General features: G+C 55.5%; 20 protein-coding genes and 6 pseudogenes. 18 read left to right on the top strand and 8 right to left on the bottom strand.

Annotated features, from left to right (window positions below; translation table 11 throughout):
• Nucleotide 1 precedes the first annotated feature (1 nt).
• The 5 genes from AU14_RS02130 to AU14_RS02120 form a co-directional block, all read right to left on the bottom strand.
• Nucleotides 2-811, bottom strand: coding sequence for an SDR family NAD(P)-dependent oxidoreductase (locus AU14_RS02130; protein ID WP_041338520.1), 810 nt, complete (start codon nucleotides 809-811; stop codon nucleotides 2-4).
• Nucleotides 812-822: 11 nt separating this feature from the next.
• Nucleotides 823-1,047 (bottom strand): hypothetical protein, encoded by a 225-nt coding sequence (locus AU14_RS19750; RefSeq protein WP_201773501.1) that lies wholly within the window; start codon nucleotides 1,045-1,047, stop codon nucleotides 823-825.
• A gap of 89 nt (nucleotides 1,048-1,136) precedes the next feature.
• A complete protein-coding gene (locus AU14_RS02125; RefSeq protein ID WP_201773500.1) occupies nucleotides 1,137-1,793 on the bottom strand; it encodes an LLM class flavin-dependent oxidoreductase in 657 nt (218 codons plus the stop codon).
• A gap of 3 nt (nucleotides 1,794-1,796) precedes the next feature.
• On the bottom strand, nucleotides 1,797-2,069 hold the full coding sequence (locus AU14_RS20250; RefSeq protein ID WP_236744299.1) for a zinc-binding dehydrogenase: 273 nt from the start codon (nucleotides 2,067-2,069) through the stop codon (nucleotides 1,797-1,799).
• A gap of 8 nt (nucleotides 2,070-2,077) precedes the next feature.
• Nucleotides 2,078-2,782 (bottom strand): alcohol dehydrogenase catalytic domain-containing protein, encoded by a 705-nt coding sequence (locus AU14_RS02120; protein ID WP_236744298.1) that lies wholly within the window; start codon nucleotides 2,780-2,782, stop codon nucleotides 2,078-2,080.
• Nucleotides 2,783-3,020: 238 nt separating this feature from the next.
• On the opposite strand from AU14_RS02120, the gene AU14_RS02115 reads away from it, so the two are divergent.
• Entirely contained in the window at nucleotides 3,021-3,887 is an 867-nt protein-coding gene (locus AU14_RS02115) for a DMT family transporter (RefSeq protein ID WP_236744297.1), read from the top strand.
• A gap of 5 nt (nucleotides 3,888-3,892) precedes the next feature.
• Complete coding sequence (locus tag AU14_RS02110; RefSeq protein WP_041338514.1) at nucleotides 3,893-4,801, top strand: LysR family transcriptional regulator; 909 nt, start codon at nucleotides 3,893-3,895, stop codon at nucleotides 4,799-4,801.
• Nucleotides 4,802-4,889: 88 nt separating this feature from the next.
• Here AU14_RS02110 and AU14_RS02105 read toward each other — a convergent pair whose 3' ends face one another.
• Nucleotides 4,890-5,141: a hypothetical protein gene (locus AU14_RS02105; protein WP_041338511.1), complete on the bottom strand. Its 252-nt coding sequence runs from the start codon at nucleotides 5,139-5,141 to the stop codon at nucleotides 4,890-4,892.
• Between the two features lie 405 nt (nucleotides 5,142-5,546).
• Here AU14_RS02105 and AU14_RS02100 point away from each other — a divergent pair.
• From AU14_RS02100 to AU14_RS02090, 4 genes and pseudogenes are all read left to right on the top strand, one after another.
• Nucleotides 5,547-6,580, top strand: a pseudogene (locus tag AU14_RS02100) (lipid A deacylase LpxR family protein).
• A 112-nt stretch (nucleotides 6,581-6,692) separates the two neighbouring features.
• Nucleotides 6,693-7,016, top strand: coding sequence for a thioredoxin (gene trxA / locus AU14_RS02095; RefSeq protein ID WP_041338508.1), 324 nt, complete (start codon nucleotides 6,693-6,695; stop codon nucleotides 7,014-7,016).
• A 121-nt stretch (nucleotides 7,017-7,137) separates the two neighbouring features.
• Nucleotides 7,138-7,332, top strand: a complete 195-nt coding sequence (locus tag AU14_RS20240) for a LysR family transcriptional regulator (protein ID WP_236744294.1) — start codon at nucleotides 7,138-7,140, stop codon at nucleotides 7,330-7,332.
• Between the two features lie 26 nt (nucleotides 7,333-7,358).
• Nucleotides 7,359-8,084: a LysR substrate-binding domain-containing protein gene (locus tag AU14_RS02090; RefSeq protein WP_236744293.1), complete on the top strand. Its 726-nt coding sequence runs from the start codon at nucleotides 7,359-7,361 to the stop codon at nucleotides 8,082-8,084.
• Here AU14_RS02090 and AU14_RS02085 read toward each other — a convergent pair.
• Complete coding sequence (locus tag AU14_RS02085; RefSeq protein WP_041338503.1) at nucleotides 8,081-9,010, bottom strand: LysR family transcriptional regulator; 930 nt, start codon at nucleotides 9,008-9,010, stop codon at nucleotides 8,081-8,083. The two genes, AU14_RS02090 and AU14_RS02085, sit on opposite strands and share 4 nt — an antisense overlap.
• A gap of 130 nt (nucleotides 9,011-9,140) precedes the next feature.
• Between AU14_RS02085 and AU14_RS02080 the strand changes: the two genes are divergently transcribed.
• The 4 genes from AU14_RS02080 (at nucleotide 9,141) to AU14_RS02065 (ending at nucleotide 16,206) form a co-directional block, all read left to right on the top strand.
• The gene (locus tag AU14_RS02080) at nucleotides 9,141-10,181 is read left to right on the top strand and encodes a zinc-binding alcohol dehydrogenase family protein (protein ID WP_041338500.1); all 1,041 of its coding nucleotides are present in this window, start codon (nucleotides 9,141-9,143) and stop codon (nucleotides 10,179-10,181) included.
• Between the two features lie 254 nt (nucleotides 10,182-10,435).
• A complete protein-coding gene (locus AU14_RS02075; protein WP_041338497.1) occupies nucleotides 10,436-11,611 on the top strand; it encodes an efflux RND transporter periplasmic adaptor subunit in 1,176 nt (391 codons plus the stop codon).
• Between the two features lie 10 nt (nucleotides 11,612-11,621).
• Complete coding sequence (locus AU14_RS02070) at nucleotides 11,622-14,813, top strand: efflux RND transporter permease subunit (RefSeq protein ID WP_041338494.1); 3,192 nt, start codon at nucleotides 11,622-11,624, stop codon at nucleotides 14,811-14,813.
• Complete coding sequence (locus AU14_RS02065; protein ID WP_041338491.1) at nucleotides 14,806-16,206, top strand: TolC family protein; 1,401 nt, start codon at nucleotides 14,806-14,808, stop codon at nucleotides 16,204-16,206. Before AU14_RS02070 ends, AU14_RS02065 begins: the two co-directional genes overlap by 8 nt.
• Nucleotides 16,207-16,301: 95 nt before the next feature.
• Here the strand turns inward: AU14_RS02065 and AU14_RS19595 are convergent, their stop codons facing one another.
• On the bottom strand, nucleotides 16,302-16,445 hold the full coding sequence (locus AU14_RS19595) for a hypothetical protein (protein WP_169745953.1): 144 nt from the start codon (nucleotides 16,443-16,445) through the stop codon (nucleotides 16,302-16,304).
• A 196-nt stretch (nucleotides 16,446-16,641) separates the two neighbouring features.
• Here AU14_RS19595 and AU14_RS02060 point away from each other — a divergent pair, with 196 nt between their 5' ends.
• The 8 genes and pseudogenes from AU14_RS02060 to pgi all read left to right on the top strand — a co-directional run bounded on the left by AU14_RS02060 (nucleotide 16,642) and on the right by pgi (nucleotide 25,261).
• Nucleotides 16,642-17,538 carry an AraC family transcriptional regulator gene (locus AU14_RS02060; RefSeq protein ID WP_041338488.1) on the top strand — a complete coding sequence of 299 codons (897 nt, stop codon included), beginning with the start codon at nucleotides 16,642-16,644 and terminating at the stop codon, nucleotides 17,536-17,538.
• A gap of 384 nt (nucleotides 17,539-17,922) precedes the next feature.
• Nucleotides 17,923-19,214: pseudogene (locus AU14_RS02055) on the top strand (ABC transporter substrate-binding protein).
• A gap of 187 nt (nucleotides 19,215-19,401) precedes the next feature.
• Nucleotides 19,402-20,242 (top strand): annotated as a pseudogene (locus AU14_RS02050) (carbohydrate ABC transporter permease).
• 17 nt (nucleotides 20,243-20,259) lie between these two features.
• Nucleotides 20,260-21,092: pseudogene (locus AU14_RS02045) on the top strand (carbohydrate ABC transporter permease).
• A 12-nt stretch (nucleotides 21,093-21,104) separates the two neighbouring features.
• Nucleotides 21,105-21,526 (top strand): annotated as a pseudogene (locus AU14_RS23605) (ABC transporter ATP-binding protein); the annotation flags it as partial.
• 90 nt (nucleotides 21,527-21,616) lie between these two features.
• Nucleotides 21,617-22,207 (top strand): ABC transporter ATP-binding protein, encoded by a 591-nt coding sequence (locus AU14_RS23600; RefSeq protein ID WP_407942842.1) that lies wholly within the window; start codon nucleotides 21,617-21,619, stop codon nucleotides 22,205-22,207.
• Nucleotides 22,208-22,213: 6 nt separating this feature from the next.
• Nucleotides 22,214-23,689 (top strand): mannitol dehydrogenase family protein, encoded by a 1,476-nt coding sequence (locus tag AU14_RS02035; RefSeq protein ID WP_041338485.1) that lies wholly within the window; start codon nucleotides 22,214-22,216, stop codon nucleotides 23,687-23,689.
• A pseudogene (pgi, locus tag AU14_RS02030) lies at nucleotides 23,622-25,261 on the top strand (glucose-6-phosphate isomerase). The gene AU14_RS02035 and the pseudogene pgi overlap by 68 nt, the downstream one beginning before the upstream one ends.
• Nucleotides 25,262-25,351: the final 90 nt, after the last annotated feature.

Genomic DNA, 25,351 nt, shown 5'->3' with positions numbered 1-25,351 from the left:
TTCACCTGGGAGCGGCTATTAACGCCTCGATAGCTGCTACAACTTCGCGGCATTTCCTGTCATCGAGAGCGTCCGCGTGTGGCGCTCCGAACCCACCTTTATCGTTGTCAAAATACTTGCCCGAAGCGCTGGCAAACTCCTCTGAAAGCGCGGCGCGGACGAGCACATTGGCTCCGATGGACAAGCTTTTTCCGGCAATTCCGAAACCCTCTTTAACCATCTTCGACGCGAGCAGGGAGCCGGGATTGACCGCTACGAAAACGAGTCCCTGATTGCTGGTGGACTGCGCCAAAGCATGGTTCCACATGGTCAACGCCAGCTTACTTTGGGCGTAGGCCGACATGTCGTCCAGAAGGCGTTTTTTACCTCGCAGGGCGTCAAGCTCCACGGTGGCCTGTGCGGCGGATGACAGGTTCACAACCCGGGCATCGGGCGCCAGAAGGGGTAGCAAGCGCTTTGTCAGCAGATACGGTGCAACCGTATTCACGGCGAACCGGACATCCAGTCCGTCCTGGGTGACGGTTTCAGGAACACGCATGACACCAGCGTTATTGATGACGACGTCCAACTGGTCATGTTCTTTGGCGATGGCTTCTGCCAAAGAATCCACTTCGGCCAGACGCGACAGGTCCGCCTTATAGGTGTAGATTAGTCCGGCGCCTTTGCTGTCCGCCAATGTTCTCTCTGTCGCCGCCAGCTTCTCTGCATTTCTTCCATGTAAAAGCAGCGTGTGGCCCTCGGAGTAGAGACGTTTTGCGGTTTCCAACCCGATGCCATCAGTAGCGCCGGTGATCAGGATTTTCTTGGTCATGGTTTGTGTCCTTATGCCGGGAATTCGGGGAGCAGGTCTTCTGCGAGGTACAGCAGCGTTTCCTCAATGTCCGCCTGATTGAACCGCAGGTTCAGCGCCACATGGTTTACACCAATGTCTTCCAACGATTTCAGGTAAGTCTTGAGGAACTTCATGCCCGATCTGAAGCCCAGATGAATGGGCTGAGGCGGTGCATCGGGATCTGGTACCAAATCGATGTACAGGGATTGCATCACGGGCTTTGAACCCGCTGTTTTATCGGGAATACCGTTACGCCATGACCTCACGGCGTTTGCCTGGTCGTCAATATTCCGCGGGTAAGTAATCAAACCATCACTGTGGCGAGCGCCCCATTGCGGCTCCTGTTGCTTCCGCCGGTAATCAACATCGGAATCTTTCCCGCCGCTGGCTTGGGAAGCAGGTCCATCTCACCGTCCGTTTGACCATAACGGTTTTCAAATGCCGGTGCAGTTGCGGCCATCTTGCGAATGTACTCGAAACTGTCCCGAAAACGCTCGCCCCGGTTTGCGTAGTTCTCGTTGAGTGCAGGGTATTCATCCGGTCGGTCGCCCGATGCGATCCCGAGTATCAGACGACCATCGGACAGCTGGTCGGCACTTGCTGCGGCTTTCGCAACATGCGCAGGGTGGCGGAGTGGCAGTATCAGACTCGCGACACCCAGGGCGATCCGATCGGTTTGCCCCGCCAGAAAGCCAAGGTAAACGAACGGATCAAATACTTGGCCGGCATCACCGAACGAGGGCACATTGAATGGGACATCGCGCAACCATACCGCGGAAAAACCAGCCTTCTCGGTCAACCGCACACGTTCAAGGTGGCGATTCATCGACGGTACGGGGCCACTGGTATAACTCTCCAGCGGAGCTACCAGGCCAATGCTCAATCGATTCGGCCGAAAGACCTGATTGTAGCCCCGATTGATCCTGGCAAATGTCTCTGTGCTCTCGTTCAGTGCCGGCATGTGTTAAACCTCCACGACGACCTTGCCGATGGCCTGGCCGCTAGTCAGTCGATCATGGGCTTTGCCCGCTTCGGCCAGGTTAAAGCGCTGTTCATCGAGGAGGGGTTTAACACCACCCTGATCCACGATCTGCGCGAGTTTAGTCAGAATGTCTCCGTGCACTTCCCGATGATGGTTGTGCAACATGGGAATCAGCATGAAGACAACATGGACAGACAGCCCTTTGAAGTGGGCTGTGGTCAGGTCCAAATCAACCATGGCCACGGTGCTGCTCACGTGCCCATTCAGGCTGCCGCTTCAAAGCTGTTGGCCATGTTTGCGCCACCGACTGAATCGAATACCACATCAAAACCGGCGCCTGAGGTGTGGGCCTGGACATAGTCGTTTACGGTTTCAGTCTTGTAGTCAATCGGCGTAGCGCCGTAGCCTTTGATGATGTCGAATGCCTGTTCACCGGAGGCCGTTGAATAAACAGTGGCACCAAGGTGCTTGGCCAGCTGAACCGCGACATGGCCGACGCCACCGGTGCCACCGTGCACCAGAACTTTTTGTCCGGCTTTAACGCCGGCCCTTTGCAGACCTTCAAAGGCGGTGATACCGACCAGCGGCAATGCCGCCGCTTCACGCATCGTCAGGCTCTTGGGTTTGTGGGCAATCAGCCGTGCGTCGGCAGGCATGTACTCAGCCAGGGCACCCTGCAAATCGGCCAGGCCACCAGCACATCCGTAAACTTCGTCGCCGGGTGCAAAATCGGTTACGCCTTCACCTACGGCCTCAATGGTTCCGGCGAAGTCCATGCCGAGTACTGCAGGTAGCTCCGGGGCGAGGGGGAGATCCTTGCCCATCTGGCGGATCATGGTGTCGACGGTATTGATGCTTGTTGCCGCAACGCGGACGATCACCTGGCCGGGTTGCGCCGAGGGTGCTGTCATTTCCGTCTGCTCAAACGCTGCTTGCTCGCCGTACTGGTTGAGAACCATCGCTTTCATTGTGTGCCTCCAATTCATTCTGTGGTTTGTCCAAGTATCTAGCCAACAGGTTAGGTCTTCGTAAAATCAGAATAAATGGCCAATAATGGTTTTCAGAGTTCGGAAAATGAATATAATTCCCAGTGCGCTGCGGCCATGGGCGTGTTTGGGTTCAGCGTATGGGCGTCGTGTTTATTCTGGCTAGAGAGGGAATATGAGGGTTAAGTCGGGTTCGGTGGTTTTTCTTTGGGCAGCAGCTTTGTCAGCCATCTTTATGGGCACCATCGGTGCAATCTCTCTTTATGCTGGTGCCGGTGCTGAGACCGTCACCTTCTATCGTCTTTTCATCGGTGCGCTTTTGATGGCGGCCTACCTGTTTGCAAGCGGACAACGCAGTAAGGTCTTGATGTGGCCTGGAGGCAAGGTACTTGTCACCGGTGCCTTCCTTGCCGGTTTCGTCATGTTCTACATACTGGCCATTGAATACACCAGTATGGCCAACGCTGTCATGGTGATGTACCTGGCCCCGGTGACGGCTTCGGTAGTGGCCCATTTTTTCCTCGGTGAGCGTCTCACCACCGCCAGTATCGGACTGATTGGTTTCGCGTTACTGGGGTTCGCGATGATGATGGAGTTTAACTTCAGCCTGAGTGGCAGAGCAGAGGATGCTATCGGCCTGGTCTACGCGGGTTGTGCCATGCTGTGCTACTCGGCGTTTATGTTAACTAATCGCCTGATCGACGATCGTATCCATGTGTTGAGTCGCAGCGCCTTCCAGATGCTGGCAGGGGCTTTGTGCATGTTGCCACTGATGCTGATTAAAGGTGAGGGCATTGCGATGGCGCAGTGGGGCTGGCTGATTGCCGCGGGTCTGGTGCCAGGATTCCTCGCGATCATGTTGGCCGTTGTCGCTTTAAGGGAGTTGCCCGCAGCTACGTTCGGTACCCTCGCTTATCTCGAGCCCATCACCGTTGTGGCAATTGCCTGGGTCCTGTTTGACCAGAGCCTGAATACGTTGCAGCTTTCGGGATGTCTGCTGATTATTTTGTCGGGTATTGCCCAGGCATGGCTGTCGACCCGGAAGTCTGGCCAAAAGGACATCGACTGCGTTCCTGCTGAGGCTTGATCCATATGGATACTGAGGGAATTAAACTGTTCGTGCTAGCCGCTGAGAAGCTCAACATCAGTGCCGCCGGGCGGGAACTGGGCATGCCTCCGGCGGTTGCCAGTGCAAGGCTTGCCAAACTGGAGAAAACGGTCGGAGCCGATCTACTGCGGCGCTCCACACGAAAAGTGGCACTATCGACCGAGGGCTCGGAGTTTTTGCCCTTCGCAAAAGAAATTCTGGCGCAGGAGAATGCGGCGCTGGCGGCCATGGGGTTTGGCAATGAAAACGTGTCCGGAACCTTACGGTTTGCCTCATCCAGCACCTTCGCCCAGCAATACATCATGCCGTTGGTACCCGAGTTTCTGGACCGGCACCCGGGCATTAATCTCGATTTGCGGTTATCGGACATGGAGCTGGATCTGATCCAGGGCAGCTTTGACCTCGCCCTGAGAGATGCCGTGCTGCCAGACAGCAACCTGAAAGCCCGGAAACTGGCAGACGATCAACGGGTATTCTGCGCTTCCCCCGAATATCTGGCGAAATGGGGAACACCAGAACACCCGGATGATTTGCGATCCCACCAGATCATAGCTTTTAAATCCCAGGCTCCGATCAACCTGAACGGCCCCCAGAGTGAGCAGAGTCAATTTAATCCACGCACATCGCAGAACCGGCTGATTATCGATGACGGTTTTAGCTACAAGATAGCGACCATGGAGGGGGCAGGGATTGCCATGCATGCTCTGTGGAGCGTTCATCGGGAACTTGCTGACGGCACCCTGGTTCAGGTCCTGCCAGATTATCAGATGGATGCGGAACCGGCGCTCTGGCTGGTGTATCCGAAGTCCAATGTGTTGACGGCGAAGGTTCGCGTGTTCATTGATTTCCTGCTGGAACGAATTGGGAGCAGACCGCCATGGTTGCAGGGCTGAGTGGGTGATTGGAGGGAAGACCGAAAAGCAGTGTTTCCGTAAAAACGCACCGTCCCTGGTGCGAAGACGCAGATGAAATATTCAAAGCTTAACCGTGGCTTTCGGACTTAACTTCACCACGAATAACGAGCTGACCACTGTAGGGTGCCGGCTCTGCAGTGTCCCTCTTGGCATCCTCAGAACGAACTTCGCCGCGAATGACGACTTGGCCACTATAAGGCGCGGGCTGAGCAGTTTCTGAACTCAGTTCGTCGGATTTGCGGTCTGCCAGAGTTGCATGGGCAGGAACGGCCGCTACGGCGATAAGTGAGGCGAGGGTTACCAGAGCAAATTTACGCATAACATCTTCTCCTGAAATCAAATTGGTTAATGCTTCAATCGATACCGACTAGGAGGTCGCTATCTGATGGAGTGAAGTATGCGGACTGCGTTGCGCCTTGAATAATTCGGAATCAATATGGGTGATATCACGCCAGGTTATGATTTGGATCGCTCGGTCTTCTGCTGGAACTTATTCGTCATGCTGATCTCACTAATTATAAATTTTAAAACAATAGGATACGCCGCATTCTTCACGCTGACCTAACGATTTAAAAAATTCAATTACCTTAAAATAACAAGTAAAACTACGTACGCATCACGAATAGTGATACTCCAAATACGATCTTCTTATTAGTCCTAGACGCCTTAGCTCCCAAGAATAGCCGCCAACTCGATTAACGATCTCGAAGTACTGGAGTTGGCCATGCGTTACCTTTCACTCGCCTTTGCACTCGGTTTTGCCGCAGTTTCAACCACTGGTCTTGCTGCCGGTGTGGATTCGGTGATCGCTTTGTCTACGGACAACGATCTGTTTGCCCCAACTCAAACGGACCGGGACTACACCGCCGGCGTGGCGTTTACCTACGCATCGAATTCTCCTGAGTTTGGCAACAACGTGTATTCGCGCCTGGCCGGAACTATTGATCATGGTTTGCTGGGCAGCTTTACTGGATTTCCCGGGGAGGCGGCGAGTACCTCACTGGAGTTCGGCGTTTATGGCTTTACTCCCGAGGAAATCTCCGCCCGGCAGATTGATTATGACGACCGTCCTTACAGTAGCCTGGTGTATCTGTCGACCAGCAAGAGCTATCAGGGACTTACCGGCAAGTCAGGCTGGACCACCTCGCTGACGGTCGGCGCCCTTGGCCTGGATCTGTTCGAATCCGGGCAGAATTCCATCCATAAGGTCATTGGAAGTGACAAGGCGGAGGGCTGGGACCATCAGGTTTCAGAGGGTGGCGAGCCGACCCTTCGCTACTCAGCCGCTTACCATCAATACCTCGATGCCAGCGAGCCGGACAGCAAGTTCAAGGTGACCTATTTCGGGAGCGTGGGGTATCTCACCGAGTTCGGTGCCGCTCTGGTGTTTCGTGACGGGCTGATCTCCTCACCTGATAACCGCTTCAACCCCGAGCTGATGGCCTACGGGGAGCGGGCTCCAGGTGTTTCAGCCTCAGGCGGCCGGGAGAACTATTTCTGGGGAGGGTTATCGGTAAAGGCCCGCGCCTACAACGCGTTTTTACAGGGGCAGTTCCGGGATTCCGACCATGAACTTGGCGCTAACGACTGAATATCCTGTTGGCCGAGGTGTGGGGCGGGTATACCCACACGCTCTCTGACGGTGTGGAGCTGAGCTATGTGCTTCGGGTTCAGAGCTCGGAGATCAAAAGCGGCACGGGGGATCGCACCTTGGCGTGGGGTGGCCTGGTGCTCAGTAAACGACTGAGTAGTCGTTGATGTGGCCGCGGTCATCATCTGAGGAAATGCCATGTATACGTCTGAACAATTGGTTTTAATCCGAACCAGACTGCATGGTTAGGGCAAGTCGAAAATTGAAAGGAGTAATGAAATGACGGCCATTATTGAAGTAAACGACAGCAATTTTGAGGCGGCAGTTAGCCAAAACGGCAAGCCGGTGTTGGTGGATTTTTGGGCACCCTGGTGCGGCCCGTGCAAAACCGTGGGGCCGATCGTGGAGGAAATCGCTGATGAGTTTGGCGAGGAATTGGTTGTAGCCAAGGTGAACGTGGACGACAGTCCCGAAACGGCTGCCCGCATGGGTATCCGGAGCATCCCGACGCTGGCGCTGTTCCGCGACGGCGGGGTTATCGCCCGGCAAACTGGCGCTGGCAGCCTGGGGCAATTGCGAACTTTCGTTAAAGGCAACATCTGACAACCCAAGCCGCTTGACCGCCCTGCCACTTCGACAGGGCGTTTTTGCGTTTCAGTTGCGCCCTATGTAATTGCTGGGCAGACTTAATGGCGACAGTCGTCATCATCCAGGAAGCCACACGATGAAAACGCAGGAGCTGCAACTCCTCTACATTTTCGATGCAATCATGACTGAACGCTCGGTTACCCGTGCGGCAGAGCGCCTTGCCATGACACAGCCGGCGGTGTCGAATGCTATTTCCCGGATGCGACAGATCTGGAACGACCCCTTGTTCGTGCGCAAAGGCGCAATATTGAGCCCACCTCTTACGCGCTGAGCCTGTGGGACCAGGTTGGCAATCCCATGTACGCTTTAACCAACGCGGTGAGCGCCACCCAGTTCGATCCGGCCAGTTCCAAACGGAAGTTCCGAATTGCGGCGACCGATGTCATTGTGGAAATGATCTGGCGCCCGCTCATAGAGTTACTTGAGCGAGAAGCGCCGGGCGTGGACCTGCACGCGGTTCCGTACACTCCCGATGGCAGCCATGACGATCTGCGAGAGGCGCACATTGATCTGGCCGTTGGTGTTTTGACCCAGCATGACCACAGCCTGCGCAGTACCTGGCTGTTCGAGGGTGGTTATTTTCTCGCGATGCGCGAGGACCATCCGTTGGCCGGCAGGCCCATCACCATGGAAGAGTTCCTGTCCGCGCGCCATCTGCTGGTGTCTATGTCAGGCGAAGCTCATGGCTTCGTAGACAGCTACCTGGATCAGAAGGGCCAGAGTCGCCGCATTGCCACCACGGTAAATCACTTTTCCATTGTGCCGCAGATATTGAGAGACACGAACCTGATCGCGGCGGTGCCGGAGCTTATCAGTCAGGATTGCGGCTTTGTAAATGGCCTCTGGATGGGAGAGTTGCCGTTCGAGATTGACCCCACCAGTCTTTACCTGATCTGGCACGCCCGCCATGATCGCGACCCCGGTATTATCTGGATGCGCGAACTTCTCGAGCGTCTGCTTCGGGACCGCTGGCAAGACATCATGGCCAATTCCCCCTGTGGTCGGCACCTGGAAGCGGTTTAATCAGAACGTGGGAATATGCCGCGGGCTGTCATGGCGTTTATTAAGTCCTGACACCTCTGCTTCAGGTGGTCTCGTAGCATTCGCATAGCCGGCGTTATGGATTGTCGTGTCGGGCAGATCAGCCACAGTTCCGAAACCGGGGGTGCATAGTCGGGCATAACGTTCATCACCCGGCCTGATAGCAGGTCGTCCGACATATCCAGGCAAGATTTCACCGCCAAACCTTGGCCGGCGATGCACCAGCGGCGAACCAGATCGCCGTCGTTTGATGCCCGGTTGCCTTTCATCTTTACCCGAACTTCCTCACCACTCCGTTTAAAGGTCCACAAGTCAAAGGGAATGTCCTGCAACTGGTAAAACAGACCGTTGTGGCCTGCCAGGTCGTGCGGGTGAACCGGGGTGCCATGCTGTGCAAGGTAATCCGGCGTTGCGCAGAGGAGGCGAGGCACATCACAGATTTTGAACCCGTAAATATTGGAGTCATTCGGCGATCCGTAGCGAAGTGCCATATCGACTGAATCCCGGAAAAAATCCACATTGCTGTCGGTAATCTGAACCCGCAAACTCAGCCCCGGGTGCAATGTCATTAACTGATCGATCCACGGCACTACCCGGTTCCGCCCCAGATCGGATGACACCGATAGCCGAATTTCCCCCGCCACTGCCTCTGTTCCGGAACGAATGTTCTTGCGGGCTTCGTCCATCAAAGCCAATGCCTGCTGACATTGGGGCAGGTATTTTTCACCGGCCGCAGACAGTCGAAGTTGGCGGGTAGAGCGGACGAACAGCTCTACCCCCAATTCCTGTTCAACGCGTTTCACGGCGGCGCTCGCCGTTGCGGCACGCATATCCAGGCTAGTAGCGGCTGCAGTGATATTGCGGAACTCTGCCACCTTGAGCACAACGGTGAGATCGTCAAAGTTCATTTTCAAAAAATCTTTGAATATGTTTATGGGATTAGGCTGTTTTTCATAGTGTAAAGAGGGATCACACTGGTCGCCACTTTCAACTACTGGTAATTGCGACCAATTGCCAGCAACCACCGTGGAGACAAGCATGAAAGCTGTTGGATATACCGAATCTTTACCCATCAATGATCCGAACGCCTTGCAGGACGTTGAGCTGCCTCAGCCAGTTGCTGAAGGACGGGATCTTTTAGTCCGAGTCCGGGCTATCGGCGTTAATCCCGTTGATTTCAAAGTACGTCAACGTGCTGCGCCGGAGCCTGGTGAGGTCAAGGTATTGGGATGGGATGCCGTTGGAGAAGTAGTGGCAACAGGCGAGGGCGTGTCACTGTTCAAGCCGGGCGATCAAGTGTACTACGCCGGTGACGTTACCCGGCAAGGTAGCAATGCAGAGTACCAGACCGTGGACGAGCGCATTGTCGGCCGCAAGCCTGCGAGCCTCAACGATGCAGAGGCCGCAGCACTTCCTCTGACCACCATCACCGCCTGGGAAATGCTCTTTGATCATCTTGGCCTTGAGCAGCAGACCGCAGGGGAAATAACGCCGACCAACGATGTGATCCTTGTGGTTGGAGCAGCCGGCGGTGTGGGCTCTATCCTGATTCAGTTGGCCAAAAACCTGACGGGTGCCACGGTGGTGGCCACCGCTTCTCGCCCTGAGTCCCGGCAATGGGTCGAAGCATTGGGTGCAGATTTTGTTGTGAATCACCGAGAGCCACTGCAGGCGCAGATTCAACAACTGGTTTCTGAGGGCAAAATTGCCTCGATCACTCACGTGGCCAGCCTGAATGCGACCGATCAATACTTCGATGACTATGTGGCGGTGCTTAAGCCATTCGGCAGGATCGCCATGATTGACGATCCAGACTCTCTGGATGTAATGAAAATAAAACCAAAAAGCCTGTCGCTGCATATTGAGTTCATGTTCGCCCGTTCCATGCATAACGCCGATGACATGAAGGTTCAGCACGACCTGCTGGAAAAGGTCGCCAGTCTGGTGGACCAAGGCCATATTCGAACCACCGCTGGCAAGAACCTTGGTGTAATCAATGCTCACAATCTGCGTTCGGCGCATACTGAACTGGAAGCCGGAACGGCCGTGGGCAAGATAGTCCTGGAAGGGTTCGAGTAACCGAAATTCTGGCTTGATCCAGCTGCTCGGTACTGTGGCCTAAAGCGCATGGGTGATTTCGGTCGTGGGCAGGGCTAGAGCAATATCACGCCCAGTGATAAAACCAATACGGCATGATGATTATTCCTACATCCACCAAGCAAAGATAATTCTCGGCAAGAACAACTCCGGTTTGGGCTTTCGCAGTCACTGATCTGTGTCCTCTCTCAGGTCCCCGCCGAAGTCCCCATCATGAAAGAAAAAGGGTCTAGCCGATGAATTATCGAATTCTCGCCGTACTGAGTGCGGCAGTTTTTGTTCTAGCTGGTTGCGAGAGTGCAGCGCAGGACACTGTGAGCGAAGCGAGGGCTCCGTCGGTTGAGGTGATCGCCGCCGCCAGTGCCCGGGTTCAGCCCCAGAAAACGTACACAACCCGCATTGAAGCACCCGAAAGTGTTGAGCTCAGGCCTCGACTGTCGGGCGTGATCGACAAGGTCCATTTCGTCGAGGGCCAGAAGGTCGAGAAGGGCAACATCTTGCTCCAATTGGATGATCGCCATCTCAAAGCTCGCATTGAACAACTGAACGCTGAATTGGCTCGTTCGCGCGCCGCGCTTGACCAGGCAAAAGCGGAAGCCGAGCGTGCAGGCCGACTGTTGCTCAGCAACGCCATTTCTGAAGAGCAGGCGGAACTGCGTGGCTCCGTCCAGCAGCAGGCGGAAGCCGAGGTTTCGTCCTTGAACGCCCAGCTTAGGGAAGCACAGCTGCAGTTGAGCTACGCGACCATCCGCTCACCGATTGATGGAGTGATCTCCCGGGCAAACATTACCGCTGGGAATACTGTAATTGCCAATCAGAGCCATCTGACGACCATTGTCTCTGATCAAGACCGTTACGCCTATTTCGACATGGACGAAGGCACCTGGTATCGGTTCTTCACTGCTCGAGACAAAGCGTTGGGCTCTCGGGTTCGCATTCAACTAACCGGCGAACAGGATTTCCCTCACGTCGGCCAGATTGATTTCGTTGACAACACCATTGATAGCAACACGGGTACTCTGCGGCTGAGGGCGGTATTGGGCAATTCCGGTGACGTCTTGGTGCCGGGCGCGTTCGCCAGGGTGAAAATTGCCGTAGCAGAAACTGAAAACAAGATCATGGTTCCAGAACGTGCCATTGCCACCGATCTGGACAGCCGATTTGTATTGACCGTGAACGAGCAGGGTGAAACCAACTACACCGCCGTGAAAATTGGCGATCGATTCGGCAGTTTCCGGGTTGTCGAGCAGGGTCTGGTTGAGGGCGATGTACTGGTGGCCAATGGCACGGCCAAGGTAGGGCCTGGTATGACGATTGATCCGGTCATGCTGTCTGAATCGCCATCAGGCGTTGCGTTCACACTTGAAGAGCACGCACCGGAAGTCCAGCAGACTGCCGGCTTAGAGTTCTGAGGCTGATACCATGAAATTTCCCCACTTTTTTATCGATCGGCCTATATTCGCCGCCATGCTGTCTCTGGTCATCCTGATCGGGGGCGGCATCTCACTGTTCCAGCTTCCAATCAGTGAATATCCCGAAGTGGTTCCGCCAACGGTTGTTGTCACCGCTAATTACCCGGGAGCAAACCCGAAAGTTATCGCTGAAACCGTGGCTTCGCCCCTTGAGGACGAAATCAATGGCGTCGAAAACATGCTGTACATGTCCTCCCAGGCAACCGCCGACGGACGCATGACGCTAACGGTGACCTTCGCGCTGGGTACCGACCTGGACAAAGCCCAGGTCCAGGTACAAAACCGCGTCAACAGTGCCTTGCCACGTCTGCCAGAGGAAGTACAACGCCTGGGTGTGGTGACCGAGAAATCATCACCGAATCTGACCATGGTCGTGCATCTGCACTCGCCGGATGACAGCCGCGATATCACCTATCTGTCCAATTATGCTGAGCTCAATGTTAAAGACGAAATAGCTCGCCTGGGTGGTGTAGGTGATGTGCAGCTGTTCGGTGGTGGTGAGTATGCGGTGCGTCTCTGGCTTCAGCCGGATGAACTCGCTGCCCGCAACCTGAACGCATCGGATGTTGTTAACGCTGTACGCGCACAGAACCGTCAGGTTGCGGCCGGTACCTTGGGCGCGCAGCCTGCGCCCACTGATAGCCAGTTCCAACTTCTGCTGAATGTGCGCGGTCGCCTGACCTCGTTGGAAGAGTTCCGGGATATCGTGCTCAAGGTTGGCGAGAGTGGGGCGATTACCCGGTTATCGGACGTGGCCCGTGTTGAGCTGGGTCAGAACACTTACGCGCTACGGGCCATGTTAAACGGCAATCCCGCTGTTGCCATGCCGGTTTTCCAGCGCCCGGGTTCCAATGCCATCGAGCTCTCCGACAGCGTTCGTGGGACCATGGATCGGCTGTCTGAATCATTTCCCCAGGGCGTAACCTACGACATCGTGTATGACCCAACGGTATTTGTTCGCGGCTCAATCGACGCGGTGATTACCACATTGCTCGAGGCAATCCTGCTGGTGGTTGTGGTTGTGGTTTTGTTCCTGCAGACCTGGCGCGCATCCATCATTCCATTGGTGGCGGTTCCCGTCTCTCTGGTAGGCACCTTTGCGGTGATGCAGTGGCTTGGGGTGTCGATCAACACGCTCTCGCTGTTCGGCCTGGTATTGGCTATTGGCATCGTAGTCGACGACGCCATCGTGGTGGTCGAAAACGTGGAACGGAACATTCAACGCGGCCTGTCGCCCCGTGAGGCCACCAGGGTTGCCATGAATGAGGTGACCGGACCCATTATTGCTATTGCGCTGGTGCTGTGTGCGGTTTTCATTCCGACAGCATTTATCACCGGCTTGTCCGGCCAGTTCTATAAGCAGTTCGCACTGACCATCACGATTTCGACGGTGATCTCGGCCATCAATTCGCTCACGCTGTCACCGGCGTTGTCGGCGCTACTCCTGAAGGGCCATGATGAAAAACCGGATCGGTTGTCCCGCGCGCTGGACAAGGTATTCGGCCGTTTCGTGTTCCAGCCTTTCAACCGTTTCTTCGACCGGACCGGTGAAGCCTATGAAGTGCTGGTCAAGAAACTCATTCGCTACGGCGCTATTGTCGGGGTGGCTTACATTGGCCTCACCGCTTTCTCGGGCCACTTGTTCAACAGTGTTCCTGGAGGCTTCATTCCCCAGCAGGATAAGCAGTACCTGGTTGCTGTTGCGCAGCTGCCTGACGCCTCGAGTCTGGACCGAACCACGGCCGTGGTTAGCAAAATGGAACAGATTGCTCTGAAAACAGAGGGCGTAGCCAACACGGTTGCCTTCCCGGGCCTCTCGATCAATGGTTTCACCAACAGCCCAAACAGCGGCATAGTTTTCCTGCCATTGGATGATTTTGGTGATCGAAAGAGTGCGGAACTGAGCGCCGGCGCCATTGCAGGCAAGCTGAATGCAGCGTTTGCCAGCATCGACGAAGGCTTCGTTGCGGTGTTTCCACCGCCCCCAATTCTGGGCCTGGGTACCACCGGCGGCTTTAAGCTGCAGATAGAGGACCGCGGGAACAAGGGGTTCGAAGCACTGTTCGCTAGTTTGCAGACCACTCTGAATGAGGCGCGCAAACACCCCGCGCTGACCGGGCTTTATTCCAGCTTCCGGGTTCAGGTGCCCCAGTTTGACCTGGACATAGACCGTGAGCAGGCGATGCTCCTGGGGATTCCCCTGGAGTCGGTCTTCGACACATTGCAGGTTTACCTTGGGTCACGCTACGTCAATGACGTAAACCTGTTTGGCAGTACCTATCAGGTGATTGCCCAGGCGGAGGCTGAAAAGCGGCTTGATCCGGAGCACATACTGAACCTGAAGGTTCGCAATCGGCAGGGCCAGATGGTTCCGCTCTCAGCGATTATGAATGTCGAGGCCACTACCGGCCCGGACCGGGTTATGCGTTACAACGGCTACCCCACAGCTGAACTGAACGGCTCACCGGCACCAAACTTCAGCTCCGACCAGGCTCAGGCTGCGATTGAGGGAGTACTGGCTGAAACACTGCCTGACGGTATGGCCTACGAATGGACGGAAGTGACCTACCAGCAAGAATTGGCCGGCAACACCATGATGTACGTATTCCCGTTGGTGATCCTGCTGGTGTTTATCGTTCTTGCCGCTCAGTACGAGAGTCTTCGGCTCCCGTTTGCCATCATTCTGATTGTGCCGATGACTCTTTTGTCAGCGCTGGCCGGAGTGTGGCTAACCTCGGGGGACAATAACATCTTCACCCAGATCGGGCTGATCGTTCTGGTAGCCCTCGCGAGCAAGAACGCCATTCTGATGGTGGAATTTGCCCGGGATTTGAACCTGAGAGGTTATAGCCACTATCAAGCGATCGTGGAAGCCTGTCGCCTTCGGTTGCGACCGATTTTAATGACCTCCATCGCATTTACCGCCGGCGTGGTTCCCCTGGTCTTGGCCAGTGGTGCTGGCTCTGAAATGCGCGAGGCCATGGGCATTGCAGTGTTCTCCGGAATGATCGGCGTAACGGTGTTTGGCCTGCTGTTCACTCCCGTGTTCTACGCCGTGATTCAGCGGACGAAAACCGAGGCAAAGAACGAGGAGAAAACCCTGGCAACACTCGAACAGATCACGGAGACCGACCATGCCTAAGAACGTTGTCAGCATAGTGCTGGGTTCATTATTGCTCGTCGGTTGTGCTGCGACGCCTGATTACGAGCAACGAAGGGATGCTAACGAGCGTTACCTCGATAGCCTGGAATTCGGCGTCCAGCCTGATGCTTTCACCACCGTCAACTGGTGGGAAGACTATCAGGATGAACAGCTCAACCAACTGGTTGAAGTCGCACAGGCAGCCAATCTGGACCTGCTGTCCACCGGGCAGCGAGTCCGTCAGGCTCTGGCGGATCTTGGTGCCGATGAGAACCGGCTGCTGCCGCAAGGGGAGGCAGCCGGTGACTACGAGGTTATCGACCGCAACGGTGTTCAGGAATCGTCCTCGGTCGGGCTTGCGGCGTCCTGGGAATTGGACTTGTTCGGGCGCCTTAATGCCCTGGTTGATGCTGGCGAAGCCAATCTGGAAGTCGCACTCAATAATCAACGCGCGATGCTGAAAGAAGTGACCGTGGGCGTTGTACGTGCCTACCTGGAGTGGGAAGCCTCTCGACAGCGGGTTGAGTTGATCCGCGCCGATATCCGGGCGCTAGGAGACACTCGGGAGGTTATGGCGATGAGGGTGACAGAAGGCATTTCCCCCAAGTTGGACCTTGCAAGGGCGGACACCTTGCTGGAACAGCAACGGGCGAAATTGCCTGATGCCAGGGCTCAGTTGTACCGAGCGAAAGCGGTGCTTTCGGTTCTGGTTAATGAAGATCCCGAGTCATTGCGCTTGAAACCCGCCTCAAGTGTACTGGCAGCGTCGGTTGGTGTTCCGGAAGCTGATCGAGCGAACGAAGCCATGCGACTGCGTGCCGACATTGGCGCTGCACTGGCTTCGCTGGCGAGGGAAGTGGCTCTGGGCAACGCATTGAGGGCTGAGCTCTACCCGCAGTTTTCGGTGGAAGGCTTCCTGGGTTTAACCAATCTGGCGGAAGTATCCGACGGGTTCGAGAGCACCGCGAGCATTTCGCCCAGGATCTCCTGGTCCTTGCTCAGTTATCCGCTGCTCCTCCAGCGCGTAGAGGGCCAAGACGCGGTGTCAGAAAACAGCTACATTCGTTATAGGCAGACCATCATAGATGCGGTGGCGAATGCACGGGTGGCGGTGTTTGCCTACGGACAAGCGCTGGAGGCGGACCGCGCAACGGGTAGGGCGTTCCAGGCCGCTAATGAATCCTTCAGCATCGCGTTGACAATGCACCGCGAGGGCGCCATCGGCTATCTTGACCTGCTGGACGCCAACCGTACGTTTATTTCCGCCCAACAGGATCGCTTGGCAGCCAAGCTGGCATTTGCCACGGCACAGCTGGGAGTCGTTGAGGAGTTTAGCGGGGTATGGTCTTCTGCGGCACATCGTAAACTGATCGAGAAAAGACAGGGCTTATAGAGCCCTGTTTCAGTATCGGAGAGCCGTATACGCGGTGTTTTCTACAGGCACAAAAAAAGGCGGTCACAAGGACCGCCTTTTTTTTAAGCGATAGTTCAGACTTCGCTTTTGATCTCAACTGTCTCGGAGTGCGGGTTATTGCCGCGCTCGATATCGTCTTGGCTTACGCCCTCGGCCTGTGCCAGAGCAGAGAAAGATAAGACGGTTACAACGAAGAAGAATTTGTTAAGTGCTTTCATGTTTAATACCACCTGTTTAAATGGAATGTGTTGGATACAACGCCTTATTGGCTTGCAAGTATTCTCTCCGGTTTGTTCGTGCGGGAATAATAATGAGGTGGTATGGCTGACATCAGCCTGAGTGATGAACTCCAGATTTATAACTCGGGCGAATGCGGTACACTGCATAAAGTGGACATATCGGAAGGAAGGCTTAATGGGCGCGGAGAAGCAACGCATCAAACCCGAATTTGAATGGGTTGATCAGCGCGGGGATGAGTCGATCCGCTACCTGGATCATGGCTACCCGCACCCGTTGGTTCGTTGGCACTACCACGAAGAATACGAACTCCACTTGATCACGGAAACATCCGGCAAGGTCTTTGTCGGGGATTACATTGGCAATTTCTCACCCAACAGCCTGATCCTGGTTGGGCCAAACCTTCCCCATAACTGGATCAGTCACATTGAGAAAGGGGAGAGGGTGGCACTGCGTGACCGAGTGATCAATTTCTCCCATGACCTGATTAATGCCTGCGATGCGGTATTCCCTGAAACCCGTGCTTTGGGACCATTCTGGGAACGCGCAGCCTACGGCATTGAGTTTTTGGACGCCGCTGAGATACCGAAAGCTGTATCGCTGTTTGAAGAAGTTGCTGAATCCACCGGGTTCCGACGTTTGACCCGCTTCTGGTCGCTAATTGAACTCCTGGCGGCTATGAGTGACTACCGCGTATTGTCTTCTTCTACCTACCTGCCCATTACCGATGAAAAGATCCTCAACCGGCTGAATCAGGCCCTGGATCTTATTTTCGAGCATTACCACACAGGAATTTCTCTTGAGGAAGTAGCCGCCCATGTGAACGTCAGCCCCACCTATTTCTCGAAGTTCTTCAAGAAAGCCACGGGGCATCGGTTTATTGAGTTCATTAATAGCCTCCGCATCAACAAAGCCTGCGAGCACCTGGCTCACAGCGATGAACCCATCACCGAAATCTGCTTCTTGGTGGGCTTCAACAACATCGCTAACTTCAACCGTCGCTTCTACGACGTGAAGAAGATGACGCCATCAGAGTATCGAAAAACCTCCCTGGACGCCCTGTACCAGAGCTGATTACTTCTATTCTTCCGCCTGTTTATTAGTCAGCTGGCCCTTCCTGAATAATACTTTCTGGTGATGGTTGTTTCGCTATTTTTTAGGGCCTATCCTCCCGGAAACCCCCATTGGGGCATGGTTTGGGCCCTAAAAAGGTGCGGCTCCAATCGTGGGTGAAGCCAAGGGACATCAAAAAAGTATAGAAAAACGACAAGGTACGTATTTGTTCGGTTTGCACATACAGCGTGTAATTGGCTCATGCGATTAGCTGTGCCCAAGCGTGGTGCGCGCGGCGGGGCTACAGTGAAAAAAAGCTCCACGAAGTCAGAGCATTTTGATCGACCTACTCCAAAAACAAACAGAGGTTCGAGCATGAACAACCAACGATATCTTTCCGCTGTTATGGCCGTTGGCATGACCGCTGTTGCGTCCTCCGCAATGGCTGCCACCAAAGTAACTATTGGCACTGTGAATAATGGCGACATGGTCCGCATGCAGGGCCTCTCCGAGGAATTCGAAAAGCTTCATCCAAACATCGATCTGGACTGGGTAGTGCTTGAGGAAAATGTCCTCAGGCAGCGTCTGACTACCGATATCGCTACAGACGGCGGCCAATTCGATGTAATGACCATCGGCATGTACGAAGCGCCGATCTGGGGTGAAAAAGGTTGGCTGACGCCCATGAAGGATCTGCCCGCCGACTACGATATGGCGGACATTTTCCCGTCAGTCCTTGGTGGGCTGTCCTCCGATGGCACGCTGTATGCGCTGCCGTTCTATGCCGAAAGCTCGATGACCTTCTACCGTAAGGATCTGTTCGAGGCCAATGGCCTGAGCATGCCTGACCAGCCTTCCTGGGATCAGATGAAGTCTTTTGCCGAGCAACTCCATAAGCCGGAAGAAGAGCAGTACGGTATCTGCCTGCGCGGTAAGGCAGGGTGGGGCGAAAACATGGCTCTGATTACCACCATGGCCAATGCGTTTGGTGCTCGCTGGTTTGATGAAAACTGGAAGCCTGAATTCACCGGGCCTGAGTGGCAGAACGCCATTAGCTTCTACGTTGATTTGCTCGGCGACTACGGCCCTCCCGGAGCCAGTTCCAACGGTTTCAATGAAAACCTGGCGCTGTTCAACAGTGGCAAATGCGCCATGTGGGTGGACGCTACGGTGGCCGGTGCTTTCCTGACCGACGAAACGCAAAGCAGGGTGGCTGACCAGATCGGCTTTGCCCTGGCGCCCCAGCAGGTGACCTCTAAAGGTTCAGGTTGGTTGTGGTCCTGGGCCCTGGCGGTTCCGGTGAGTTCAGACGCCAAGGAAGCGGCAAAGACCTTTATCACCTGGGCAACCTCGCGGGCATACAGCCAGCTGGTTGAAGAAACCTATGGCATTGCCAATGTGCCGCCCGGCACACGCGCCTCTACCTACGACAACGCTGAATACCTTGAGGCTGCACCGTTTGCGACCCGCACTCTGGAAGCAATCGGCAACGCTGATCCCAATGATTCCACGTTGAATCCTTCCCCCTATGTGAGCGTTCAGTTTGCGGCTATCCCTGAGTTTCAGTCGATCGCAACCCAGGTCGGCAAGCTGATCTCGGGCGCCTGGCAGGGTCGATGTCTGTCGATCACGCCCTGAAAGCAGCGCAATCGATCACCCTTCGTGAGATGACTCGCGCCCGCTATTACTCCAACTGAATACCCGGCCAAGACGAAACAACAATGACCTGCTGCAGGGTCCGCTTCGGCGGAGCCTGCTTGGGGTCACCGGAGAACCGATATGAAGACAACCGCTCTGAATGCAGGTTCCGTGAGCTCTGCCGCGGAACCCGAAAAGGACAGCCGCAAAGGGGGCAGTAGAAAAACCTCCCGCATCAATCGTTTTATGGTGTCGCCGTCGGTGCTCGTCCTGGCGCTGTGGATGATTATTCCGCTGTCGATGACCATCTACTTTTCCCTGATTCGCTATAACCTGCTGTACCCCGGCGATAACGAATTTGTGGGCCTGGAAAACTTCCAGTTCTTCGTCACCGATTTCGGCTTTATGGCCGGGATGAGTAACACGCTGCTACTTGTTGGCTCCGTGCTGCTGATCACGGTGGTTCTGGCGTACTCATTTCGCTGCTGATTAACCAGGCGTTCTGGGGCCGGGGTATCGTCCGGATACTCCTGATATCTCCGTTTTTTATCATGCCGACCGTGAACGCGTTGATCTGGAAAAACCTGCTGCTGCACCCGGTATCAGGTGTCTTTGCTGCCATCTGGAAGTTCTTCGGCGCCACGCCAATCGACTGGTTTTCCGAGTTTCCGTTGTTCTCGATCATCATGATCGTGTCCTGGCAGTGGCTGCCGTTTGCCATCCTGCTGCTGATGACCGCATTGCAGTCGCTGGATCAGGAACAACAGGAAGCGGCACGTCTGGACGGCGCCGGTCCCTGGGCGCTGTTCTTCCATCTCACACTGCCACACCTCGCTCGTCCGATCGCGGTTGTGGTGATGATTGAAACCATCTTCCTGCTGTCGATCTTTGCCGAAATTTTCACCACCACGGGCGGTGGCCCGGGTTATGAAACCACCAACTTGCGTACCTGATCTACAGCCAGGCGTTGCTGCAGTTCGATGTCGGACTGGCCTCAGCCGGTGGCCTGATCGCCGTTGTGCTGGCCAACATTGCCGCCTTCTTCCTGGTGCGGCTGATCGGCAAAAGCCTGACAGAAAAACAATGATTCCCGGAGGTTACAAAATGCTTAGCCTGAAACAACGACGTAGCCTTAACACCTTGCTTATGGGGGTGTTGGCGTGGGGAGTGGCCCTGGCCATTTTCTTCCCGATTTTCTGGATGCTGCTGACCAGCTTCAAAACAGAAATCGATGCCTTCGCCACACCGCCGCAATTGTTCTTCTCGCCGACCCTCGAGAACTACACGCTGGTTAACGAACGCAGTGACTATCTGCACTTTGCCTGGAATTCGGTGGTGGTGTCTTTCGGATCCACGATCATCGGAATGATGCTCGCCGTGCCCGCCGCCTATTCCATGGCCTTTTTTGAGACCAAGCGTACCAAAGGGACACTGCTGTGGATGCTGTCCACCAAAATGCTGCCGCCGGTTGGCGTGCTGGTGCCGATTTACCTGCTGTTCAAGGACACCGGCCTGCTCGATACCAAAACCGGACTGGTCATCATCTACACGCTGATCAACCTGCCGATCATGATCTGGATGGCCTACACCTATTTCAAAGAGATACCCAAAGAAGTACTCGAGGCAGCTCGAATGGACGGCTCCACGCTGTTCCAGGAGATCTGGCGGGTGCTACTGCCCATGAGCAAGGGCGGCCTGGCCGCGACAGTGCTGCTGTCACTCATTCTGAGTTGGAACGAGGCGTTCTGGTCACTCAACCTCACGGCCTCGGAAGCGGCCCCGTTGACGGCCTGATCGCATCTTATTCAAGCCCTGAAGGCTTGTTCTGGGCCAAGTTGTCAGCCGTATCGACCCTGGCCTGTGCCCCCATTCTTATCTTTGGCTGGATCAGCCAGAAACAGCTGGTTCGCGGCTTGTCCTTTGGCGCCGTCAAATAACGGAGATTTCCCATGGCTAACTTAACAATAAAGAACCTCAAGAAATCCTTCGGGGATATCGAAATTCTCAAGGGCATCGACCTTGAGATCAAAGACAACGAATTCGTCGTGTTTGTTGGGCCGTCAGGCTGCGGCAAGTCCACGCTGCTGCGGTCTATTGCCGGGCTGGAGGAAGTCACCAGCGGTCACATTATGCTGGACCACAAAGAAATTACCGACCTGGCCCCGGCCAAACGGGATTTGGCATGGTGTTCCAGAGCTACGCTTTGTACCCCCACATGTCCGTGCGCAAGAACATGTCGTTTGCACTGGAGCTGGCGAAAGAAAACAAAGACGTCATCAGCACCAAGGTAGCCGAGGCCGCCCGAATTCTGGAACTGGAGCCTCTTCTGGAGCGCAAGCCGAAAGAACTGTCCGGTGGTCAGCGCCAACGGGTGGCCATTGGGCGTGCCATCGTGCGCCAGCCCAAGGTGTTTCTGTTCGATGAGCCATTGTCCAACCTGGATGCCGCCTTGCGGGTGCAGATGCGTCTCGAGCTGGCTCGCCTGCACCACGACCTGAACGCCACCATGATTTACGTCACCCACGACCAGGTTGAAGCCATGACTCTGGCTGACAAGGTTGTGGTATTGAACCAGGGCCGAATAGAGCAGGTAGGTACGCCCCTGGAGCTGTATCGCAACCCCGCCAACCGCTTTGTCGCCGGCTTCCTCGGCATGCCCAAGATGAGCTTCCTGCCGGGCAACGTGACTGCAATCGATGCCTCCAGTGTGACGGTTGAGCTGATTTCAGGTGCCTCTGTGACCTTGCCGGCGGCCAGTGAACATCTGCGCAAGGGCAGTGCGGTCACCGTTGGCGTTCGGCCGGAGAACATTGATGTGGTCGAACCCAGCGAGAGTGCACTGACTGGATACATGGACATTGCCGAGAGCCTGGGCAGCGATACCTACTGCTATGTGAAGACCGATGGCCAGGAGACGCTGACTGTCCGTATGCCGGGCAACTTTGCCTGTAACTACGGTGATCGCATCGGTTTACGCCTGCACGTGGATGAGTGCCACTTGTTCGATGAACAGGGCAACGCCGTTCAGAAACCCAGCCGAATGGCAGCGTGACCTCCTATGAAACTGAATAACTCCACATTGGACCAACTGAGTCCAGAGGTGTCCGTACCTGCCTATGACCGGAGCATCCTCCGGCACGGCATCGTTCACATCGGCGTAGGCGGATTCCACCGCGCCCATGAAGCGGTCTACACCCACCAGCTGTTGCAGGCCGGTGGCAGCGCGGATTGGTCGATCTGCGGGGTGGGGCTGCGTGAAGGCGATCGAGCCATGCAGCAGGTGTTATCCCAGCAGGACCACCTCTACACCCTGATCGAACTCGGTGCCGACAACACCAACGTACTGAGCGTGATTGGCTCCATCACGGATTTCCTGTTTGCGCCTGAGGAGCAGGACGCCGTGATCGAAAAACTGGCGAGCCCGCAGGTGAAAATTGTCTCACTGACCATCACCGAGGGTGGTTATAACGTTGACGACAATACCGGTCGTTTTAACGAAAGCCATCCGGACATCCTTTACGACCTGGAAAATCCCCAGCAGCCACGAACCGTGTTCGGTTACCTGAGCGAAGCACTGGACCGGCGCCGGGCGCGCAATCTGCCGCCGTTCACGGTGATGTCTTGTGACAATCTGCCCGAGAATGGCCACGTTGCGCGCTCAGCCTTGCTGGCGTTTGCCAACCTGAGGAATGCTGAGCTGGCAAGCTGGATTGATGCCAAGGTGAGCTTTCCGAGCAGCATGGTTGACCGCATCACGCCGGGAACTAACGACAAACACCGCCAGTGGCTGACGGCAGATTACGATCTCGAAGATGGCTGGCCAGTGATCTGCGAGCCCTTTTACCAATGGGTGCTCGAGGATGATTTCTGCAACGGTCGCCCGGAGTGGGAAAAGGTGGGCGTTCAGTTCACGGATAACGTCGCACCCTACGAACGCATGAAAATTCGCCTGCTGAATGCCAGCCACTCCGCTATGGCGTATCTCGGGTATCTGGCCGGTTACCGTTACACCCACGAGGTGATGGCCGACGAGCGGTTCAGTCACTTTATCCGCAGCTTTATGGACGAGGACGTAACCCCGATCCTGGGCGAAATCTCCGGCATCGATATTCCCGTCTATAAGCAGACCCTGATCGAGCGCTTCTCCAATCCTCAAATGGGCGACCAGTTGGCCCGCCTTTGTATGGATGGCTCCAGCAAAATTCCAAAGTTTTTGGTGCCGACGGTACAGACGCTGGTGAACGAAGGCCGACCGCTGTCACGGGTGGCCATGATCATCGCCAGCTGGGCGCTTTACCTCCGAGGCCAGGATGAGCAGGGCCAGCATCACGAGATTAACGATCCGATGGCTGCGCGGCTGAAATCCGCGGTTGGAGACCGAGGCAACCTGACCCCGGAATTCCTGGGAATGTCGGACATTTTCGGGACCACGCTCGCCAGCTCCAGCGACTTTGAAGAGGCCTTTGATGCGGCACTCGACAAGCTGGAAACCAACGGTGTTTTTGCAGGCCTTCAGTCACTTCAAGACGCCTGAAGTATTAGGGAGCACAGATATGAACGCACTGGGCACATGTATGTCCTGGAGCAAGCTTGAACAACTCGCTAATGAGACCGGGAACGATCGGATCGCGGATTATTTCAAAGCCGATCCGGATCGTTTCGATAAGATGAGTCTGCGTGTGGGCGAGCTGTTTCTGGACTATTCCAAGAACAAAATTTCGCCGCAGGTGATGGACGTTCTGCTGGAAATGGCCAAACACTCGCCGCTACAGCGGCGCCGGGAACAGATGTTTTCCGGGGAGGCCATCAACGTTACCGAAGAGCGCCCTGTTCTGCACATCGCTCTGCGGAACCTCGGTGACAAGCCGATTGTCGTCAATGGCCGCGACGTAATGCCGGATGTCCGGGCCAGCCTGGAAAAGCTGAAATCCTTTACCGAGCAGGTAAGGGGCGGGCAATGGCTGGGCTACACCGGCAAGCGCATCCGTGACGTTGTGAATATCGGCATCGGTGGCTCGGATCTTGGGCCCAGCATGGTGTGCCGGGCGCTGCTTGATTATCAGCACCCGGACCTCAGCGTTCACTTCATTTCAAACGTCGACGGCCGGCACCTGAAGAAGGTGCTGAAAGGGCTGGACCCAGAGACCACGCTGTTCGTGGTGTCCACCAAGACCTTCTCTACCCAGGAAACCCTGCTGAACGCGAACAGCGCCAAGCGCTGGTTCCAGGAGCAGACTCAGAGCAGCACAGCCGACATGGGCCAGCATTTTGTTGCGGTTTCGACCAACATCGAGGCGGCGACGGAATTCGGCATCCGCGAGGACAGCATCTTCGAATTCTGGGACTGGGTAGGTGGCCGCTATTCGCTCTGGTCCAGTATTGGCTTGCCCATTGCCCTGAGCATCGGGTACGACGCGTTTATCGACCTGCTCGACGGCGCCTTCACCATGGACCAGCATTTCCTGAATGCGCCATTGGAAACCAACATGCCGGTCCTTCTGGCCCTTATCGGCATCTGGAACATCAATTTCCTCGGTGCCGAAACCCAGGCGATCATTCCTTACGATCAGGCCTTGCACCAACTGCCGGCATTCCTGCAGCAGCTGGATATGGAGAGTAATGGCAAGTCCGTCGACATTGATGGCAACCCGGTCAGCCACGCCACCGGCCCCATCGTGTGGGGGCAAACCGGCTCCAACGGCCAGCACGCCTTTTTCCAGCTACTGCACCAGGCACCCGGTTCGTACCTATCGACTTTATTGCGTCCCTGAAAGCCGATGAAGAGACCAAGGATCATCACTTTGCCTTACTGACCAATATGCTGGCCCAGGCCAATGCGTTCATGAATGGCGACACTCAAGACAACCAGTACGCCAGTTGTCCCGGCAATCGCCCAAGCAACGTGCTGCTTCTGGAAGAATTGAGCCCCCGGAATCTGGGCGCCTCGATCGCGCTCTATGAGCACAAGGTGTTCGTGCAGGGTGCCATCTGGAACATCAACTCCTTCGATCAGTGGGGCGTGCAGCTCGGCAAGCGTCTCGCCAATGACATCAGCCGTGATATTGACGGCAAGAGCAACGAGTACGATCCATCAACAGGGCCGTGATGGCGATCGTTAATCAGCATCTGGCTGCAAGCTCGGCATCGCCAAGCGCAGTAGCCCCAGGTTCAACAGGCAATGCGGGTTTAATGGCTG

Origin of the sequence: Marinobacter similis (genome assembly GCF_000830985.1) — a bacterium.
Classification (GTDB): domain Bacteria; phylum Pseudomonadota; class Gammaproteobacteria; order Pseudomonadales; family Oleiphilaceae; genus Marinobacter; species Marinobacter similis.
This window is presented reverse-complemented; position numbering and strand designations above follow the sequence as displayed.

What these genes read in the sequence shown, in the direction of transcription:
- AU14_RS23600 (WP_407942842.1), top strand. Translation starts at nt 21,617, where the DNA reads ATGCGTCTCGAGCTGGCTCGCCTGCACCACGACCTGAACGCCACCATG.
- AU14_RS02035 (WP_041338485.1), top strand. Translation starts at nt 22,214, where the DNA reads ATGAAACTGAATAACTCCACATTGGACCAACTGAGTCCAGAGGTGTCC.
- AU14_RS02080 (WP_041338500.1), top strand. Translation starts at nt 9,141, where the DNA reads ATGAAAGCTGTTGGATATACCGAATCTTTACCCATCAATGATCCGAAC.
- AU14_RS20240 (WP_236744294.1), top strand. Translation starts at nt 7,138, where the DNA reads ATGAAAACGCAGGAGCTGCAACTCCTCTACATTTTCGATGCAATCATG.
- trxA (WP_041338508.1), top strand. Translation starts at nt 6,693, where the DNA reads ATGACGGCCATTATTGAAGTAAACGACAGCAATTTTGAGGCGGCAGTT.
- AU14_RS02070 (WP_041338494.1), top strand. Translation starts at nt 11,622, where the DNA reads ATGAAATTTCCCCACTTTTTTATCGATCGGCCTATATTCGCCGCCATG.
- AU14_RS02065 (WP_041338491.1), top strand. Translation starts at nt 14,806, where the DNA reads ATGCCTAAGAACGTTGTCAGCATAGTGCTGGGTTCATTATTGCTCGTC.
- AU14_RS02125 (WP_201773500.1), bottom strand. Translation starts at nt 1,793, where the DNA reads ATGCCGGCACTGAACGAGAGCACAGAGACATTTGCCAGGATCAATCGG.
- AU14_RS19595 (WP_169745953.1), bottom strand. Translation starts at nt 16,445, where the DNA reads ATGAAAGCACTTAACAAATTCTTCTTCGTTGTAACCGTCTTATCTTTC.
- AU14_RS02085 (WP_041338503.1), bottom strand. Translation starts at nt 9,010, where the DNA reads ATGAACTTTGACGATCTCACCGTTGTGCTCAAGGTGGCAGAGTTCCGC.
- AU14_RS02090 (WP_236744293.1), top strand. Translation starts at nt 7,359, where the DNA reads ATGTACGCTTTAACCAACGCGGTGAGCGCCACCCAGTTCGATCCGGCC.
- AU14_RS02130 (WP_041338520.1), bottom strand. Translation starts at nt 811, where the DNA reads ATGACCAAGAAAATCCTGATCACCGGCGCTACTGATGGCATCGGGTTG.
- AU14_RS02060 (WP_041338488.1), top strand. Translation starts at nt 16,642, where the DNA reads ATGGGCGCGGAGAAGCAACGCATCAAACCCGAATTTGAATGGGTTGAT.
- AU14_RS02120 (WP_236744298.1), bottom strand. Translation starts at nt 2,782, where the DNA reads ATGAAAGCGATGGTTCTCAACCAGTACGGCGAGCAAGCAGCGTTTGAG.
- AU14_RS02110 (WP_041338514.1), top strand. Translation starts at nt 3,893, where the DNA reads ATGGATACTGAGGGAATTAAACTGTTCGTGCTAGCCGCTGAGAAGCTC.
- AU14_RS02105 (WP_041338511.1), bottom strand. Translation starts at nt 5,141, where the DNA reads ATGCGTAAATTTGCTCTGGTAACCCTCGCCTCACTTATCGCCGTAGCG.
- AU14_RS02075 (WP_041338497.1), top strand. Translation starts at nt 10,436, where the DNA reads ATGAATTATCGAATTCTCGCCGTACTGAGTGCGGCAGTTTTTGTTCTA.